Source organism: Mitsuokella sp. AF33-22, assembly GCF_003475755.1.
Taxonomy (GTDB): Bacteria; Bacillota; Negativicutes; order Selenomonadales; family Selenomonadaceae; genus Mitsuokella.
In genome coordinates this window covers 1-20823 of sequence record NZ_QRQA01000024.1, presented here as the reverse complement: position 1 = coordinate 20823, position 20823 = coordinate 1, and the positions used below count along the sequence as shown (strand labels likewise).

At 51.1% G+C, this 20823-nt stretch carries 6 protein-coding genes and 1 pseudogene; 6 read left to right on the top strand and 1 reads right to left on the bottom strand.

The window, feature by feature from the left end:
* The 6 genes and pseudogenes from DWZ54_RS11875 to DWZ54_RS12100 form a co-directional block, all read left to right on the top strand.
* Positions 1-1958, top strand: a 1958-nt coding sequence (locus tag DWZ54_RS11875; protein WP_158573661.1) for a hypothetical protein, incomplete at its 5' end; no start/stop codon positions are given.
* Positions 1959-3820: 1862 nt separating this feature from the next.
* A complete protein-coding gene (locus tag DWZ54_RS11870; protein WP_158573660.1) occupies positions 3821-5680 on the top strand; it encodes an autotransporter outer membrane beta-barrel domain-containing protein in 1860 nt (619 codons plus the stop codon).
* Between the two features lie 330 nt (positions 5681-6010).
* Positions 6011-10591, top strand: coding sequence for a filamentous hemagglutinin N-terminal domain-containing protein (locus tag DWZ54_RS11630; RefSeq protein WP_158573659.1), 4581 nt, complete (start codon positions 6011-6013; stop codon positions 10589-10591).
* Between the two features lie 331 nt (positions 10592-10922).
* Complete coding sequence (locus DWZ54_RS11625; protein ID WP_158573658.1) at positions 10923-11330, top strand: CAP domain-containing protein; 408 nt, start codon at positions 10923-10925, stop codon at positions 11328-11330.
* 304 nt (positions 11331-11634) lie between these two features.
* Positions 11635-17244 (top strand): filamentous hemagglutinin N-terminal domain-containing protein, encoded by a 5610-nt coding sequence (locus tag DWZ54_RS11620; protein WP_118476469.1) that lies wholly within the window; start codon positions 11635-11637, stop codon positions 17242-17244.
* Positions 17245-17964: 720 nt separating this feature from the next.
* Positions 17965-18240: pseudogene (locus DWZ54_RS12100) on the top strand (endonuclease domain-containing protein); the annotation flags it as partial.
* Positions 18241-18264: 24 nt separating this feature from the next.
* Here the strand turns inward: DWZ54_RS12100 and DWZ54_RS11610 are convergent.
* Positions 18265-19824, bottom strand: coding sequence for an IS3 family transposase (locus tag DWZ54_RS11610; protein WP_118476467.1), 1560 nt, complete (start codon positions 19822-19824; stop codon positions 18265-18267).
* Positions 19825-20823: the final 999 nt, after the last annotated feature.

Here is a 20823-nt window from a genome sequence, read left to right as displayed (position 1 = left end):
ATTTCGTCAATGGCAATCCGCACTTCGAGACGGTCTATGGCAATACGGAGAAGCTTCTCAATGTCGTAATCAACGGCGTCAATGGAGATGGAAACATCGCCAATACGTCCACGACGACAGCGTATATCTATGATGAGAAAACGGGTAAACCCATCCGGACGGCACATGTTGGCAGCGACTATGACATCAAGACGGTTCTCACGAACAAGAACTATCAGTTTGAAGATGGAGCGACGGAGAAGCTGTTCAAAGGAACGGCCAGCGTCACGAAAGCAAATCTGGTAGTAAATATCGGCAATGCCGAAACCGTTTATGGTACGAAGTTCAATGAGGGTGCGTACAGCTATGACTATAGCACGGAGACGGGTACTAGCCTGGTCAATGGCGATACGAAAGACTCGCTGGCAAAAGGTCTTGGTACGATTGTCTATGATAACAATGCTGCACTTGATGGCACGACGACTGGCCGCTGGACGAAAGAGGTGGGCGATGACTACACGCTGACCTTCACGGATGAAACGAAGAAGTCGTTTGAGGGATTGAACGACTACAACGTTGATTTTGTCGATGGCAATGTAAAAGTCACGCCGTACAAAATCAAGAGTGGTGATTTCGTCAATGGCAATCCGCACTTCGAGACGGTCTATGGCGATACGGAGAAGCTTCTCAATGTCGTGATCAAAGGCGTCAATGGAGATGGAAACATCGCCACTACGTCCACGACGACGGCTTATCTCTATGACGAAGTAACGGGCAAGCCCAGCAAGACGGATAATGTCGGCAACGACTATTCCATCACTTCGGTACTGAACAATAAGAACTATCGCTTCGACAATGATACGGACACGAAGACCTTCGAGAAATCCGCAAAAGTCACGAAGGCTGAACTCAAGCTCACGACGGATGACATTGTGACGGAGTATGGTACGATTAAATTGGCGAACACCAAAGTAGAAGGCCTTACGAATGGCGATAAGATGCCAGACGCTGGTTTCATCTTCGACTATGGTGAGTACAATGATTATGGTGGAGCTTACTTGAACAACAACACTAAGACGAACAATGTCAAGCAGAGGGCAGATGATACCTTTGAAGCGTATGATCCGTTCGAGACGACCATCAAATTGGAGTCGCGGCCAGATTTCCTCAATAACTACACAATTACCAGCAATAAGGCAACGGCTACCATCACGCCGAAGGATGTCACGTTCTTCGTCACGGGTACGGGCAAAACGACGAGCGATGTCACCTATACGGAAAATCCGCTTGTTGACTCGCAGCTCGCTTATGGCGAACGTGTCAATACCCTCTACACGCTGGATCAGGACCTTGGCAACAACCAGTACAGCATCCTGACCTACATCGATGGGCAGAAAGTTACGACTGGCGATGTCATCGGCAACTATCGCTTCAACTACGAAGGACTGGCCACCATTACGCCGGATGAACCGAATCCGCCGACGAAACCCGATATCGACCACAACAACCCGTCGAATATCGATGGTACGGCTTCCTGGACGAACAGCATGGGCAACCATGGTATCCCGGGTGTCGACCGCGTCGCAGGTTTGGCGAGCGCCGAACTGCCATTCTTCAAAGTACAGAATGGCGAAGTCAGCCAGTATGGCACCTACAGCGTAGCAACGGATCCGGACAAAGTAACCCTTGAGGCTACGGGCAAACGCCTGCCGGAACCGAACCAGCCGAAGACGCAGTACCGTGAATACACGAAGGAACTGACGACGGCCGCTGGTACGGGCACGTTCCGCATGATCTATGATGGCTCGACCTTCCGCATCAAACCGGTTGGCATGATGGCCAAGAACGTGATTGCAAGCGGCGACGCTACGCAGAACGTTGAGCTTTACGCTCAGGCACTCCATGCCGGTTTCAACGAGATGGGCATCCTCCTCGAAGACCTCGACGGCGTCTATGTCCACTTCGATGAAAACAAATGAGCCAGGTAAAACTGAATAGGGTTCCCCGGGTATAAATCACCCGTAAGCAGGCAAGGCCGCGAGCGAAGCCTCGCGTATCGATGGAGACATGCAAAGGGCCACAGGCTCGATGCTCGGCACGTAGTGTGGAGACGAAGTGCTCAAAGTCGAAATCAGCAGCCAACCCTGCAACTGGGCAGGCTGTCAGGAATTTCCTGACAACCTGCTCTTTTTTTATGCTTTGCCATGTCAAGACTTGATGATATTGATAAAATGAGCATATTGACTATGTTTTAGTTATATGTAATAAGACATGAAATCGAAACTCGAAAAAACTTGATAAAAACATTAGAAAAATGGACTTAATATACTAATTGGAAATGGACTTAATGTACTAATTAGAATATAATATAAAGAAATACTAGCTCGTGATTCTATATGGATACTGTCATCTGAGGTATATTGGGGAGATTTGTGGTTTCCTAATGGACGATATTTATGCACATGTCTATTAGGTTTCTTGCGCTGAAAAAGAGTATGTTATGGTAAAGATGAGGATACGCATGGAATCGCTGCGGCTTTTTAGAGGGATAGTTAGAGAAAGGACTGGTTTCATGAGTCGGATGGAGAGAAAGATTGCCTTAGCGTTGGTGTCCATGACAGTGTGGGGGAGTGTTCTGCCTGCGGCAGCGGAAATGTCCGATACGGGGTCTTCAACATCTGATACTATTAAGCGTTCGGTAACAGAAAATGTTATATTGGCGGATGGAACGCAGACCGTATTAAATGATAGTCAAAATGTTACAGGGAATGTTGTTGGTATACAGGTGTCGCATGGGGCTGTCTTGAATCTGGGGAACAGGAACCAGACTGCGGTAACGTTTAATGGGGATGTCAATGAAATTAATGACAGAAAAATCATCGGGTTGGAAATTAAGGATAAAGGAAGCAGCCTGCAGGGCGGTGATCAGACTACGGTACAGGTAATCCAGGAAATCCAGGCAAACCTGAAGAAAACGGGAGCGCGCAATGCGGTTGTTGGGGTGGCAGCACAGAATGGCACAAACGTTAATCTAGGAAAGGATTCGCTCATTACAGCAACGCTCAATAGCAAAACAGAGAGAATGCCCGGCGTTGATTTGACTAGCTATGGGCTGACCAATAATGGCTCTATCGTTGAACTGGGAAGCGATGCCAAGGTAAAATCTGCCGGATATACTTCTTGCGGCATTTTTACCCAAGGTGAGGGAGCTGTGACTACACTGGGGGATGCATCTCAAGTGAGTGCAAAAGCAGATCGTGGGGGGAGTGCTGAGGGGGTTTGGGCAAGTGAATTCGGGGAAAATATCATAGGTAAAAGAAGCGTCATAACCTCTATGGCAATTGAGGGAGCAAGTCATGCCTTGACGGCTAATGGCGGAGTTAACCAGGTAGGAGATAGTGTACAGCTCTATGCAGAAGGTAGTGGCATTAGAGTGGTTGGTGCCTATGCTGCTGATAGCGGGGTAAATAATCTGGGAGAAAATGTTCATATTGTTAGTCGGCATTTAGAACCCGATAGTAACGAACTTTATGGGATTCGTACTTATCTAAGAGGCACAACGATAGCGAAGGATGGACTGGTAATCCAAGCCGCTGATGTCGCATCGGGAGGCAGGGCTACAGGAGTTTCCAATGCGGGGACAACGATAATAGGTAATCATGCATCTATCAATATCAATACAAATGATGATGGATATGGGATTCAGGTAGAGGGTGGAAATGTTGAAATAGGGGATTATGCAAAGATTCAAATGAACGGGGTCTATGGCTTTGGCATTCTTACATCGGTAGTTCGGAATGAAAGCAGTAAAACCACTTTAGGAAGCAATGCATCTATTACTGTGAATACGGAACAAGCAGGAACAGGAATTGCCAGTGAAGGCGGCAGCACTACTGTAGGCGACAATGCTTCTGTTACAGTGAATGGAGAAAGTGGCGCAGGTATTTCCAGCACGGAAAATGGCATTACCACTGTAGGGAAGAATGCCACCATTACGGTAAATGGCACAGATGGAACAGGCATTGTCAGCAATAATGGCAGCACTGCCGTAGGCGACAATGCTTCCGTTTCGGCGGCCGGTAGCGGCGTTGAGAGCAAAGGGGCTGGTACGGTCACCTTTACGGGCGGCGCCAACATCGTTGGCGGTCAGTATTCCCTGTTCAGCCAGGATGCGGACAGCCTCATCGACCTGACGGCTGCAGGCGGCCGGAAAACCATTCAGGGCAATATGCTTGCTAGCGACGGCGGTACTATCAAGGCTGTGCTGGATACGGGGAATTCTTTCTTTACCGGTGCTTCTGCCGTAGAAGGCGATGGCAGCGAGCTGGATTTGGATCTGTCTAACGGCGCCAAGTGGAACATGACGGGCGACAGCTCGGTCACCAGTCTTGCGCTGAACAGCGGGGCCGTGGTGAACATGACGGCTAATACGGCTTATCAGCAGCTGTCGGCCGATAACTTCAGCGGCAGCAATGGCATTTTCTACATGGAGACGGATCTGGATAGCCAGACGGACGGGGATAAGGTGCATATGACTCAGGCGGATGCCGGTTCCTCTGGCAAAGTTCAGGTCTATGACGCGAGCTTCGTTCGCGGCAAGGAAGTCACCGGCACGCGTCATCTCCTGCTGATCACGGACGACAGCGGCCAGGCTTCCTTTACGGGTGAGACGCTGAACCGCGGCGGTCTTTGGGATGTGACCCCGACTATCCAGAATGGCTCCTATGTCCGGGATACCATGGGCGTGGCAGACGCCAAGGACACGGAATGGTATCTGACCAAGCTGGAAAAGAAACTCAATGAAGACAGCCGGCCGCTTCTGGTTGGCGGCGACAACGTATACGGAATGTACCGTCACAGCCTGGATACGCTCCGCCAGCGCCGGGGCAATCTGCGTCAGCGCGATAAGCAGGAGGATGCCGACGGCATCTGGGTGCGTGACCGCGGCGGCCGGATGACCGGCGATGGCTGGGACAGCAAGTACAATATTTTCCAGCTGGGCTATGAATACAGCAAGGATGCAACCAGCATATACGGCATCTTTGGTGAGCGCGGCATTGCCTCGCCGGACTATAAGACCGGTACGGGCAAAGAACATACTTTGGCCGGTGGCTTATACGGCACGTGGTTCGGTCGTCATGACAGCTACACCGACGTCGTGGCCAGGTTCGGCCGGGATGATTCCCACATCTCGACGCTCGGCCCGTATCCGGACAGCGCTGATTACCGCACGGCAGAACAGAGCCTGAGCATCGAATACGGCAAGACGCTGTATCGCGGGAAGCATCGGGAATTCTTTATCGAGCCGCAGGCGCAACTCGTCTTCGGTCATTTGAATGATGTATCGTACACCACGGCCCGCAGGACGCACGTCGAACGCGATGATTTCAACAGCACGATCGGCCGTTTGGGCTTTGTGCTGGGCAAGACGCATGATCAGGGCCGCCATCCGTTTGATTATTACCTCAAGGCGTCGGTACTCCATGAATTTGGCAATAGCCAGGACGTCCATATGCAGTCCGCAAATGGGGAAACGCTGGATACGAGCCTCGACTATGGGGAAACATGGTTTACGGTCGGCTTTGGCGGCACGTACCGCTTGAGCCCGTCTGCCACTCTGTATGCGGATGGAGAACGGACTTTCTCCAGTGACATCACAACGAAATGGCAGGTCAATGCCGGTCTGACGTGGCAGTTCTAAGCCAACCCTGCAGACACCAAGGCCGCGAGCGAAGCCTCGCGTATCGATGGAGACATGCAAAGAGCCGCAGGCTCGATGCTCGGCACGTAGTGTGGAGACGAAGCGCTCAAAGTCGAAATCAGCAGCCAACCCTGCAACTGGGCAGGCTGTCAGGAATTCCCTGACAACCTGCTCTTTTTTTGAAAATTACTGTCGGTATAAAAAGAACTTATTATTCATAACAATTAAATTTTCTTGAATAAACGATTAGAAATTAGTATAATATACCCTAAAAGGAACATGTGGGCTCAAGACATGATGTTCCGTATCTTCTTAGGAGGGGAACCCAGAATGGAACGTAAAATGAAACGGGCATGGCAGCGCAAGACGGCAGCTGTGGCGGCCGCTATGCTGACCATGTCGTTCGGTAGTATCACGCATGCCATGCCGCAGGGCGATATTGTCCGCTCCGGTGAGGCGACAATCCAGAGAAGCGATGACAATAAAAGCATGGAGATCAATCAGAGCACGAAGCGTGTCGCGATTGATTGGAAGAATTTTGATATTGCGAATGACGAACGCGTCAATTTCCGTCAGCCGGATGCGCAGTCTATTGCGCTCAATCGCGTGACGGGCGATGCGAAATCCGTCATCGATGGCAAGCTCACGGGCAATGGCCAGGTGTTTGTCGTCAACCTGAACGGTGTGCTGTTTGGCCAGAATGCCAGCGTCGATGTCGGCAGCCTTGTGGCCTCTACGGCCAGGGTCAGCGATGCGGCGATGGCAGGGTTCGGCACGAGTACGGGCGATGTTTCGCTCGCTATCGATGATGCGAACACCAGTGCCTCGGTCATCAACGAAGGCCAGATCAGGGCTGAGGGCGGCCTCGTTGCCTTGCATGCGTCTTCTATTGCAAACAACGGTACGATCACGAATGAGGGAGGCAGGATTGCCCTGGCTGCGGCCAAGACGATTACTCTGTCTGCCGATACGGCCGGCAAAATCAATTTCGATGTTGACGGCAAGCTCGCGAAGGCCAGCACGCTCAACACCGGCGTGCTCAAGGCTGACGGCGGCTATGTCGTGATGACGGCAAAGCAGGCGGGCGACGTGATGAGCACGGTCGTCAACAACACGGGCACGATTGAGGCCAGGACGCTGCGCAAAGACGAGAAGGGCGAGATTCTGCTCGACGGTGGCGATACTGGCATCGTTGCTGTTAACGGCACGCTTGATGCATCCGGCGTGGAGGCCGGGCAGAGTGCCGGTTCCATCAAGGCTATCGGTGCGGAGACGCACGTTAAGGACGGGGCAGCGCTGCTGGCCCGCGGCCAGGTCGACGGCGGTCTGATTGAAACGTCCGGCGACTATCTGGATGTTGCTGATGCAGCGAACATCGATACGAGTGCGGCTACGGGCAAGATGGGCACCTGGCTGCTCGATCCGACAGAGGTCATTATTGCGTCCAGGGATTCGGATGCATATAAAAATGCTAAGAATAAAGTCGATATTGACAAAGATGCATCGACATATACGAAAGATACGTCTGTTATCAGTACGGAATCGCTGGTCAATCGTTTGAAGACGAATAATGTGACCATTGAAGCCGTTGATTCGGCTAACCACATGGCTGATATTACCCTGGCTTCAGCTTTGAATGTGGATACGACCAAAGAAGGTGGTAGTACGTTAACGCTGCGGGCCGATAATGACATCATCATCGATGCAGCGATTCATGCGAATTCTCCGCTCAATATCGTTTTGAAAGGCGATAATGATAACAATGGGAATGGCGATGGCAAGGGCGGCGTTCACATCAATGCCGACATCTATACGGGCGGCGGCTATTTCGAAACGGGAGCCAATAGTGCAACGTACTTCAGTGCGGCGCAGGATATCCTGTCAAGCAGCAATGCGCCCATTTCTCGCACCATCGATACAAAGGGCGGCAATGTCAATATCCAGAATGAGGCACTGCTCCAGCTCAATGGCGGCACGCTCAATATCAACACGAACGGCGGTCATGTGACCTTTGCCAAGAACATTACGTCGATGAACAACTATGTCGCTTTCATGGATTTTGATTATGTCAGCTACTTAAATGAGATGCGAAAAGGCAACAAATCTGCCACGAAGACAAAGCAGGCAGAGGCTTGGGAAAATCTCCTGAGAGAGCTCTATGGCAAGACCTATATTGATGATAAGGGAAATGCGGTTGTCTTCGAGGCAAAAGGTGTTGATTCGAACCAGGTTGCCTTTGATGCATTGAATGAGACGCAGAAATCAGAGCTTAGCACCACGCTGGCACAGGTTTGGGAAGTCGCCAATATGGCCGCTTCGATTGGGAATACTGGTGACGATAAACTGGGAAAGAACATCAATAATTCTCACCTCGTCACCATCACCAGCCAATATGAGAATACGGCGGCCATGGCCAATGCTGTGAAAATGGGCAATAATACGGTCGAATACTTTACGGGCGGCAAGGATGTTACGGATCCTCCTACTAATGGCGGAGCTGGACGTACCTTTTCCTGGGTCGTGGGGCCGGAAGCCGGCAACGAATTCTACAAGACGACTGGCACAGGAACGGGCAATGCGGTCAACGGCAGTTATACCAACTGGGTACATGGCGTGACGCATTGGGGCGGAACATACGAAGAGCCAAATAATGGTGATGGGAAAATCCGTCAGCCATATGTAGCTGTTGGCTGGACGGATAAAAATGGCTGGGATGATGTACAGAATCATCAGGGCCAGACGGTTCATGGGTTCATTCGCGAGACGGAACTGCCAAATTCGGCACTAGCCATTGATACAAACGGCGGCACCGTGACGGTTGGCGGGCATATTGGCAGCAGTGAAGGTACGGCCATCCGTAATCTTGACATCAAGAATGCGGGCAATGTCGATATTTCCGGATCCATTTACGTGCATGATAATAACACCTACACCGGTGTTGTGCCGGAAACGGGTAAAGTGAGCATTGAGAGTGCCGGCACAATCAGAACGGGGCAGATTACTGCTGACCGCGATGTGACGATGCATGGCGCTGGCAATGTGGAGATCGGTGGCAAGATCAGGACGGGGTCGGGAAGCGTTGCGCTGGCATCGGGGCAGGATATCCTCGTACATGGCATTGAAGCAGACAAGCATATCGAGCTCACTTCTATGGGTGAATCTGGTATGATCACGTTGGGGGATAATGCTGAGGGCGGCGGCCTTCTGCAGACCGCCTCGTTGGATCATGATGCTGTTGTCATCGATGTACGCGGTGCAAATGGCTCGTTCCAGAACGAAACTTCAGCAGCCAATGCAGTCAAAACGGGTGAAGGTGGCAGCTGGAAGATTTATTCTTCCTCGCCAGACCGCAATACGTTTGGCAAGAATCTCGACAGCCATACGAATGCACGGTGGAATGCAACGAGCCGCACGTATGCGGCAAGTGAAAACGCCGGGAATACGTATATCTTCCAAGTACAGCCGACGTTGCATATCAAGGTTGATGATAAGACGAAAGTTTATGGTGAGGAATTTGACCCGGCGAACTTCTCGTCTACGATTCTTGGTGCAACCTTTACCGGTCGTGATGGCAAAGAGTATGGTGTTGACGATGTGAGCTTCAAGCTGGCATTTGATGAAGGAAATCTCGCAGACCGGTTCAGCGGCACCATTGCATATAGCAGTGATGGCGTAGGTGCAACGAAAACCCGGGCGGGCGGCACAATCCTGGCTGACGATAAACAGAAGGCAGGCTACTCCATTGACGCTTCAGTAAAGGACTTTAGCAGTGCGGACGGCTATGGCATTGCTCCTGTTCAGTCCGGCACGCTTGCAATCCTCAAGCGCAAGGCGACGATTACGAGCACGGGCGAGCAGACCTACGGCAACTCCACGCTGACGAAATGGGAAACCTCGCAGCAGGCAAAAGACGAGGCCAATCATGCGGGCTTCGTGAATGGTGACCGCATCGACTGGACTGTCACAAATCCGGTCATCGATTCGGACAGCACGTATGCGGACAGCCAGAAAAACCGTGCAACGGCGGATGCCGGTACATATGACAATGCCATTGCGGTGGACAAGGACGCCATCCTCGCTGCCAATGCCGATGCAAGCGCCAATTACGACCTGACCTTTGAGAATACCCTCAGGGTCAACAAGGCAAAACTCAACCTCCATACGGATGACATCAACACGATGTACGGCACGGTCAAAACGGCCACGACGACCGTTGATGGCCTGATGAACGGCGACCTTGTCTCGGGCTTCACCTTTGATTACGGCGACTACGGCGGCGCGTACCTCGACAACAACACGCGCACGAACGCGGCTGGCCGCTACACGTTCAAGACCTCGTATGCAGACCCCGATTTCCTCAAGAACTACGAGGTCACGAACAACGATGCGACGGTTACGATTACCATGCCGCAGCAGAAACCGGATATCGAGCACAATTCGACAACGAATCTCAACGGTTCGGGTTCGTATGCGAACAACCTCGGCAGTCATGGCATCCCGGGCGTCGACCGCGTCGCAGGTCTTGCGAGCGCGGAGCTGCCCTTCTTCAAGCTGACGGGCGGCAAGGTCACGAACTACGGCACCTACGATGTCACGGCCGACCCGCAGAACGTCGTGCTCGAGCCGTCGGGCAAACGCCTGCCGCAGCCGGATCAGCCAAAGACCCAGTACCGCGAGTACACGAAGAATCTCGTCACCTCGCTCGGCACGGGCAGCTTCCGGCTCGTCTACGATGGTTCCATCTTCCACATCAGCCCGCTGGATGCAGCCGCCAAGAGCCTGCTGACCGCCGGCGATGCCACGAAGAACGTCGAGCTTTCCGCACAGGCCCTGCATACGGGCTTCAACGAGATGGGCCTGATGCTCGAAGACCTCGACGCCGTCTACGTACACTTTGACAAAACCGCATGAATTACGAAATAAGAAGATGTATTTCGGACAAACAAAAATTGACCTTCAGGTGTCAATGTGTTATACTGAGGATGGTAGGAGCAAACCTATTCAATAACTGCATATAGACGCAAAGAACCTGGCCCTGCAAGCGTGTTACGCCTGCACCAGTGAGAATCTGTCAAAGTTCGTTGCGATGTTTGGAGACTTTCTGCAAAGTTCCGTTCAGGGCTTCGCAGATCGGTACGGAGTGTGGAGACGAAGTGCTCATGAGTCGAAAAACAAACGTTAACGAAAGAGGCGAACCTGTATGAAAACCTTGCGGCAGATTGTTGCTTTACTGGTCATGGTCATGGCTGTATTTGCATCTAGCACGGCTTTCGCGGCCAGCCTGCAGGATGAAGTCCTGTATTACGTTAATGTTGAGCGCGTGGCGGCGGGCGTGCAGCCCCTCACCGCGGCCGTAAACCTTAACGCGGCAGCTGGTATCCGGGCACAGGAAGCGGGTGTCGTATTCGCTCACCAGCGTCCCGATGGCAGTTCCGTGAAATCGGTATTGAATGGCGAATCCTGCTCCTGGTTCGGTGAGAACCTGGCCATCAGCAGTGTAATGGACGCCCAGAAGATTGTCCGTGCGTGGATGGGTTCCCCGACGCATCGCGCGAATCTCCTTAACCATCATTTCACGCAGATGGGTGTATCTTGTGTGAGAGGCAGTGATGGTCACTACTACTGGGCTCAAGAGCTCATTGGCAATTGACGCTGCTAAACGCGCAGGACCGAACTGGTAATCCGTGAACAGGCTGTGAAAGTGTATGCTTTCACAGCCTGTTTTTTGTGTGTCTGCAAGCCATGTGCAGGAACCTGTGCGAAGTGCGATTTGTGAAACTATTTTGATTGTAGTGAACTCATATTCTTTATAAATAATCGTTGTTAATCAATTGCATTTCAAAAATGGGCGGGGTATAATGGAAATAGTTTTCATGAAATTTTCACTATACCTTAACAATAAGCAAGTCAATGATTATCGGCAGCAATACCGCCGGTAAGGGAAGGAGTCTACGATGAAACGCAGAATACGCAGAACTTGGCGCCGTAAAACCGCAGCTCTGGCGGCTGCTTTTATGGCGATGTCTTTTGGCGGAATCACGCATGCCATGCCGCAGGACGGGACCATCCGTTCCGGTGAGGGCAATATCACGCGTCCCGATGATAAAACGATGACGATTGACCAGAAAACGGACCGTCTGGCCATCGATTGGAAGGGCTTCGACGTCCAGAACGGCGAGCGCGTCCACTTCAATCAGCCGGATGCCCGTGCCATCGCGCTGAACCGCGTGACGGGCGATGCCAAATCCGTCATCGATGGCCAGCTCACGGCTAACGGCCATGTGTACGTCATCAATCCGAACGGTGTCTTGTTCGGCAGAAATGCCAGTGTCGACGTGGGTTCCCTCATCGCTTCGACGGCGAATGTCAGCGACGACACGATGAAGAATTTTGCCGGCAGCAAGAACCCGCTGACGCTGACGCTCGGCGACAATTCTACGGCCCAGGTCATCAACGAAGGCACCATCAAGGCCCAGGGCGGCCTCGTGGCCCTGCATGCGGCTTCGGTCGAGAATGACGGCACGATTGCCAACGAAGGCGGCAAGGTCGCACTCGCCGCCGCCAAGAATATCACGCTCTCCGAGGATACGGCCGGCAAGATCAATTTCACGGTCGACGGTGCCCTCGCAAAGGCCAGCACGCTCAACAGCGGCGTGCTGCGCGCTGACGGCGGCTACGTCGTCATGACGGCAAAGCAGGCCGGCGATGTCATGAGTACCGTCGTCAACAACACGGGCACGATTGAAGCCAAGACTCTGCGCCAGAACGAGAAGGGCGAGATCCTGCTTGACGGCGGCAATAACGGCGTCGTCGAGGTAAGCGGCACCATCGATGCATCGGGCCTCGAGAACAATCAGAGCGCCGGCAGCATCAAGGTCATCGGCAACACCACGACGGTCCATGATGGAACCAATCTCTTAGCCCGCGGCACCATCGACGGCGGCAAGATCGAAACGTCCGGCGACGTGCTGAATCTCGGCGGCAACCTCAATATCGATGCGAAAGGCATCAACGGCAAAGCTGGTGAATGGCTTCTTGATCCACTTAATGTATACATTGTTGCTCAAGCAGATATCCCTTCAGACGGTCGTACTATCACATCTACAGGAACAGATTCTATCCAGTATGCTGACCCTACAATAAAAGAGAACGTTTTTGCTAATGGCATAACATATATCAGTTCAGAGGCAATTCAGCAGTTACTGAATAATGATACGAATGTCACTATACAGGCTGTAGCGGTGAATAAAGCGGCTAGTATTACAATAAATGCTCCTATTGAGAAAACGGCAGGTGAGGAGGCTACTTTCCAGTTAGAAGCTCAGAGAAGTATCATTGTTAATAAGAAAATCTCTGCATCTAATGGTAAATTGAATATCAATCTTTATTCTGATACAGATGGCGATTCCGTCGGTGTTGTTGAAATTAATGCAGACATTAATACAAATGGTGGTAATCTGAAGTTTGGCAGTGGCGGTGATGTAAAATATACAGATAGTAGTACGACAGCACGCTATAATCAAGGTACGTTGACAGGCTCTGCCAAGCCTACTGATGGAACGGTGGGTACATATTTTGGTCATGTATCTGGAGAGACAGGAAATCGTACGATTCGTACTAATGGTGGGGCTATTAATCTCTATGGAGATGCATCAATCGGATTAAATGGCGATACTCTTATTTTAAATACTATTCAAGATGCTGATAAAACAAAGGGTGGGGCCGTAACTGTTACAGGTACAGTAGATTCAGGAAATGCTTATCAATCTTATATGCAAGGTGATAGTAACTGGGATGACTTGGTTGCGTCTTTTGCTAATACATATGGCATTCCTTATTATTGGTATACAGGAATTAATTATGATGTAAATGGTACTACGTATACTAAAACATATGAAAAACGGCATTTTGCAGCAGGTGTAGCAAATGGTCATTACATTATTCCTGATGAAGGCACCAATAGTATACCTATGCGTATGACAGCGAATACAAGTATATATCATACGGATGAAGGTGACGGATATGCAGGAGTTGAAGTATCTGTAAAATATGCATCCTTAAAAGATAAGTATGGTGTAAGTAGTTATTCAGATCTTACCGATGAGCAAAAAGCAGAAGTATCCAATCAAGTAGCTCATAACTGGTTCGCAGCACAAATTATTTCCCAAGGAGGTATACGTGATGCTCAGGCAGGTGTCATAACCTCATTTGATGGAACGGTGCAAAAAGGCCCAACGGAGGTGGGCGGAAGCTATTTAGCCACTTTGGCAACTGTTATTGAGAATTCCTTGGTAGCTCCATCTTCTTCTAAGATGCTTTTTGTAGGTGGACGTGGTTCTGGTATTCGTGGCAGAACGTATAAAAATGATCAGTGGAACCCGTATTCTTGGGTACCATCAGATCCTAATCATACAGACGGTTTTTACTGGGTAACAGGACCTGAGGGGGAAGCCAATAATGGCACAGGAACAAAATTCTGGGATACTACGAATACGAATGCTCAAAAAGATGTTAAAGCAACAGGTAGCCCAGTAGACGGTTATTACAACAAATGGACATATGATACTAGTCAAAAGAGTTATCAGCCAGATAATAGTGGTACGTTTTTTACTGTAGGTTATGGGGCAGATTCTAACTGGGATGATAGTAATCCAGGCGGAACGACTGTTAATGGCTTTGTTAAGGAAACTAATTTGGCGCATTCCGGACTTTCGGTTCAAGCAGGAAATGGTGAAGTTAAACTAGAAGGCGATATAGGTCATTTTGATCCACTGAACAATCTTGCTGTTTCTACTACTGGTAATGTCACAACGGGAGTATCCAATTCTACGAATTATAATAATCGAGGTAGTATATTTGTAGACAACAATGTCAATATCGCTGGAGCTGCCGTTGGGATTGGCGATCGCATTACAAGTGGTATTGAATCTGATGGCTCTCCATCCGATGAAACAAATGAAGTATCTATTATGGCTTCTGGCGATTTAACAGTTAATGGCATTACTGCTCGGGGTAAGAGTGGTACGATCTCATTAATTAGTACAGGAACCAATAGTAAGATTACTTTGGGATCTGCACATAATGACGGTACGTCGACTACCGATGATGGTACGCTGACTTCTGGAAGTACGGCTGAAAATGCTGTTGTTATTGATGCACAGGGAACGAGCGGTTCGTTTGTCAACGCTACGTCAAAAGATGCCAAGAATGCTATTACCACTGGTACGGGCGGCAGCTGGAAGATTTATTCGGCCTCACCGGCTCTTGACACATTTGGCGCTAACTTAAACAGCGGCACCGATGCAATGTGGACGAGCAAATCCAATCAGAATAAGGTAACCGCTGTCAATGCGGCAGGTGTGACACTGTCTTCATATGCTACAACTGAAGCAGCTGACGAAAATGCCAGTGGCAAATATATTTTCCAAACAACGCCGACCATTACAATAAGCGCTGATAATTATACGAAAGTATATGGCGATACTTCCGGTACAAATACGACGATGTCACGAGATGACGAAGAGCTGACTTCTGAAAATATGTATAAGGACTTGAACTATCGCGAAGAATATACGAAGTCGGATGGTAAAGCACCGGTTGATGTAAGTTCTTTTAGCAACGCTTTCCAGGAGAAAGATCTTAAAAGTTATATTGCTGGCACGGTAACAGTATCGAGCAGGGGTTCAGCTGCAGATGCAACGCGTACCAATGGTGATATCGCCGGTACGGATAAAAATAAATCCATTTATAATGTCAATGTAAATATTGATGCTGTAGGACTGAATGGACATCTGTTGAAAAAAGAAGACGGGAGGCTTACCATTACGCCTAAAGCTTTGACTGTTTCTGGCACGGGTGAACAGACGTATGGCAATAGCACAGTCACCAAATGGACCGATACAACCACCGGCACACTTTTCGGTGCCAAGGTTTCGTACGATAATTTAACGGGCAAAACGCCGACTATTAAGACAGACAGCAGTTATGATACGAATCGGACTGCCAACCATTCGGGTGAATCGACTGCAGATGCAGGCGATTATCAAGATGTCCTGGACAGCAGCAATTTCTCGAATATCAAGATTTCAGACGCTGATGGCGAGGATATGAGTGCAAACTATACAGTTACGACGACTGGTGACTTAAAGGTCAAGCCGGCTGAACTTGTACTTACCGTTGGCGATGCCAAAACAGAATATGGCACGGCCTTTGGTGAGGAAACGCACCTTAACAACAAACACTACGATTATACCGTTGGCACGACAGTCAATGGAGATACGCCGGATGCTATCAAGAAATCATTAGGCGATTTGGCTTCCTATACGAATCTTGGCGTTGGCACTAAACCGCGTGTGACACAGGATGTAGGCACGTATAACATCAATGGCACGCTTTCTGATGCACAGCGTCAGAAGGCGTCCAATTACACGATTATGATCAATCCTGGCAAGGCTACGATTACCCCGAAAAAGATCACGATTTCTACGCCGGATATCACGACGGAGTATGGTACGGTGAAGCCGGGAAGCGGTTCGTCCCTTACTGGTCTGACGAATGGCGATGAGAACGATACGACGGGCCTTGTCTACGATTATACGTATGGAAATGGTTATCTTGATCATGATACCCGTACGAATAACTTGGGTGACTATACGGTCACGACCGATGTTTCGGGCAGGGACTATCTCAAGAATTATGAGATTACGCCGGGCAAATCGAACCTCCATATCGATCCGAAGGATGTTTATGTCCGTGTCGATGGCAAGGGCAATACGACGCAGGATATCACGTATGTGGATCCGGATATCGACAGCAAGCTCTCTTATGGTGATCATGCAACGTGGACGCCGAATCTGGGCGGCCAGACGGGTGAGTTCACGTATGATGTCATCACGGACATCAACGGCCATCCGTTCAATCCAGGCGAATCCGAGGTCATCGGCAACTATCGCTTCCATTATGATGGCGTGGCTGTCGTTTCGCCGAGCAAGCCGGATATTGATCCCCCGGTCGTGCCGCCGGTTGTGCCGGGCAATGGCGGCTATACGCTGCCGACGAATCCGCAGACGCCTTCGGAGAAGGAAAGCGGCACGGTCGAGAAAGACTGGGGTACGCGTGATGAAGGCCCGGGTGTTGACCGCGAACGCCACATCATCAAAGTCCAGCTGCCGTTCTTCAAGATCGATGACGGCAAGATGACGAACTATGGTACCTACGACGTCAAGTCCCAGGCAGCCAAGGTCGATATCTCCCCGACGGGCAAGCGCCTGCCGGAGCCGAATCAGCCGAAGACGCAGTATCGTGAATACACGAAAGACATCACGACGAGCACCGGCACGGGCGAATTCCGCCTGATCTACAACGGCTCGACGTTCCACGTCATGCCGCTCGACGCCGCTGCACGCACGATGATGCAGACCGGCGACGAAAAGCATAACATCGACCTCTTTGCTCAAGCTCTGCATATCGGTTTCAGCGAGATGGGCATCCTCCCCGCTGACCTCGACGGCGTATATGCCAACTTCCAGGATATCGCCGCTGACGCACAGAACAACAGCAAATAATTGCCCAGGGCAAAGCCTCAGGACCTCCGAACAACAACTTCGGAGGTCCTTTTTGTGCTGTCCCCTTTGGGGAAAGTGGCCCGAAGGGGACGCCGCGCACATCCGTCGCTTGCGCGATGGTTTCGGAAGAATGCTGTCCCCTTTGGGGAAAGTGGTCCGCAGGGCCGAAAGGGGAACCTGCAGGCAATGGGGGGAGAAAGGTGAAAGATGGCTTGAGTACGCAAATGAGGATGGTTTACATCGGACGGATATGTCGATGAGAGCAGATGCCCCTTCAGTCGCTGGCGCGACAGCTCCCCCAGAGGGGACGCCACGCACATCCGTTGCTTGTGCGACGGTTTCGGAAGAATGCTGTCCCCTTTGGGGAAAGTGGCCCGAAGGGTCGAAAGGGGAAGCTGCAGGCAATGGGGGTGGAGAAAGGTGAAAGATGGCTTGAGCACGCAAAAGAGGATGGTTTACATCGGGCGGGGTCGGTAATAAGAGCAGATGCCCCCCCTTCAGTCGCTGGCGCGACAGCTTCCCCAGAGGGGACGCCGCGCACATCCGTCCCTTGCGCGACGGTACCGGAAGAATGCTGTCCCCTTTGGGGAAAGTGGCCCGGAGGGCCGAAAGGGGAAGTTGCAGATAATGTCATGGAGGATGGCTGAAAATCGAACTGTGAATCTGCAAATGATGGTTTCATGATACAATAGGAATACATATAACTTATATAAGGCTTTTATGACAAGGGGGATAGCGATGACTTGTTTGCGGAAAGATTTGCTTACAAAGGCTAGAACACTTCGTCGCGAGATGACGAAAGAGGAACGTCATTTGTGGTACGATTTTCTTTGTCAGTATCCAGTTCGTTTTCGACGTCAGCGGCCGATGTTGGATTATATTGTAGATTTTTATTGTCCAAAAGTTCAGCTAGGGGTGGAACTTGACGGCGAACAGCATGCTTCAGGAACTCAATTAGAGTACGACATGGAGCGGACACATCGTTTGAGTAAAAGGGGTGCGGACGTTTTTCTGGACCAATTATGCGGTCAATCCGAGCTGTCTCCGGTACTGGATAGGGCTGATCCCTCCAAGCGATATCTTTATTCGCTCCTCAGCATACCAGTGCATATAATCATCCAGGATCTTTATGAACTCGTCAATGGAGACATCCTGCCAGGAACGACCATAGAACATCTCGTTCTTCAGCCGGCCGAAGAAGCCCTCGCATGCCGAATTATCCGGCGAGCAGCCTTTCTTTGACATTGAGCGGATCAGCCCGGCATCTTTCATACGGCTGATCCAGCCCGGCCAACGGTAGTGGCATCCCCGGTCGGAATGGACGATGGGATACTCGCCCGGTTTCAGTGCCTCGATTGCCGCATCCAGCATCTGATTGACAAGATCAGCGTTCGGGGATGTTCCAATCGTCCACGCGACTGGAAGCCCGTCAAAGCAGTCAATAATCGGAGACAGATACACCTTTCCAGCCGGAATGGAGAATTCCGTGATGTCCGTCAGCCATTTCTGATTCGGCGCATCCGCATGGAAATCGCGCTTTATCTCGTTCGGGACCGCAGGGGTGATCTCGCCCTTATAGGAGTTGTATTTCCGCTTCCTTACGCTTGTGACAGTGAGCCTGTCCTGTTTCATGAGACGACGCACGACCTTCTCTGATACGGTCACGGATTCGTTCCTCAGGGCCGCATGGATCCTCCGGTAGCCGTACCGGTTTGAGGATTCATCGAAAGCCTGCCGGATCTTTTCGCGAACATCCGCATATTTGTCCGGAGCCGTCATAGCGGCCTCCTGATAGAAGTAGCTGCTCTTTGACATCTGAAGAACGCTGAGCAATGTCTTCAGGCGGTATCTGTTCCGGAGGGCGTCAATCACGTCTGTCTTTTCACGATTCGTCAGACTTCCGAGACTGACGCCCTCCTCTTTTTTTATGACTTCTGCCGCCTTCTCAAGGATATCCCTCTCAACACGGAGACGGAAGACCTCGTCTTTCAGCTCCCTGGCCTGCTTTGTAAGATCATTGACCTGTGACTGAAGCTCTTCTATGGTGGCCGGCTTTGGTTCTTCGGTCTTGTTTCGCTTTGGCACGGATGACACGCTCCCTTCCCCGAGCAGCTCCCGTGCCCACTGGTAAATGGAGCAACGGCTCACCTGATACCGCGACGCGATCTCCTGCACGTTTTCGTCTTTCGTGCATAATTCCATTACCGCGGCTTCTTTCTGCTCTTTCGTCAAGTGTACCAGAGATCCGCCGGCAGAACAATGAGGCTTCTCTTCCGGACAGAGTTCCGTGACCCACTGCTTCAGAAGCGCCCTGCTCGGATACCCCAGGGCCCGGATCGTCCGGGACGCGCATTTCCCATGCTCCATGTAATGCTTTACCGCGGCTTCCTTCTGCGCTCCGTTGTATTTCGGTGACCGAACGAACTTTTTCTTAAGTCCATTGTCCCTGAGATACTCTTTGTACCAGTATCTCAGGGTCTTCCGCTCCGGGTAGCCGAGCTCCTGTATGACTGCGGCTGCGCTTTTGTCGTATTGGATGTAGAGCCGGACGGCCCTGATCCGATCATCATAGGAATACATGTGCGAACCTCCTTCTGGTCATTGTCGAAGTCCAGGTTTTTGTCCGCACCCCCAAATGGGAATTTTTATTTTGCGGTTTACAAATCGCGAAGTTTGGCAAAATTTTTCTGGTGTTTGTCAAGCGATTGATCAGACTGTCAAAGATAGGTTGTGTTCGCAACTGCCAGAAGGGCATGTACATATTTAATGGGGTGGTTTACATCGGGCGGGGCCGGCAGCAAGAGCAGACGCCCCTTCAGTCGCTGGCGCGACAGCTTCCCCAGAGGGGACGCCATGCACATCCGTCGCTAACGCGAGATTCCTCGGTAGGGGCTGACTGCGCATCCGTGGTTGACACAACGGGTTTCCCGAGGGGGACGCCACGTGCATCCGTCGCTTGTGTGACGGTTCCGGAAGAATGCTGTCCCCTTTGGGGAAAGTGGCCCGGAGGGTCGAAAGGGGAAGCTGTAGGCAATGGGGGTGGCGAAAGGTGAAAGATGTCTTGAGCACGCAAATGAAGATGGTTTACATCGGGCGAGGCCGGCAATAAGAGCAGATGCCCCTTCAGTCGCTGGCGCGACAGCTTCCCCGGAGGGGACGCCACGCACATCCGTCGCTGACATGACAAATTCCTCGGAGGGGCTGACTGCGCATCCGTGGTTGACACAACAGGCTTCTCGAGGGGGATGCCGCGTGCATCCGTTGCTTGTGCGACGGTACCGGAAGAATGCTGTCCCCTTTGGGGAAAGTGGCCCGGAGGGCCGAAAGGGGAAGCTGCAGGCAATGGGGGTGGAGAAAGGTGAAAGATGGCTTGAGTACGCAAATGAGGATGGTTTACATCGGGCGGGGTTGTCAGCAAGAGCAGATGCCCCTTCAGTCGCTACGCGACAGGTTCTCCAGGGGGGACGCCGTGTGCTTATGACTCCATAATTTTTTCTAAAAAAGGCGTTGACAAATGCGGCTTACTCGTGTAATATAGTACAAGTCGCTGAGAGATACGGCCACCACGAACGAGCGCCT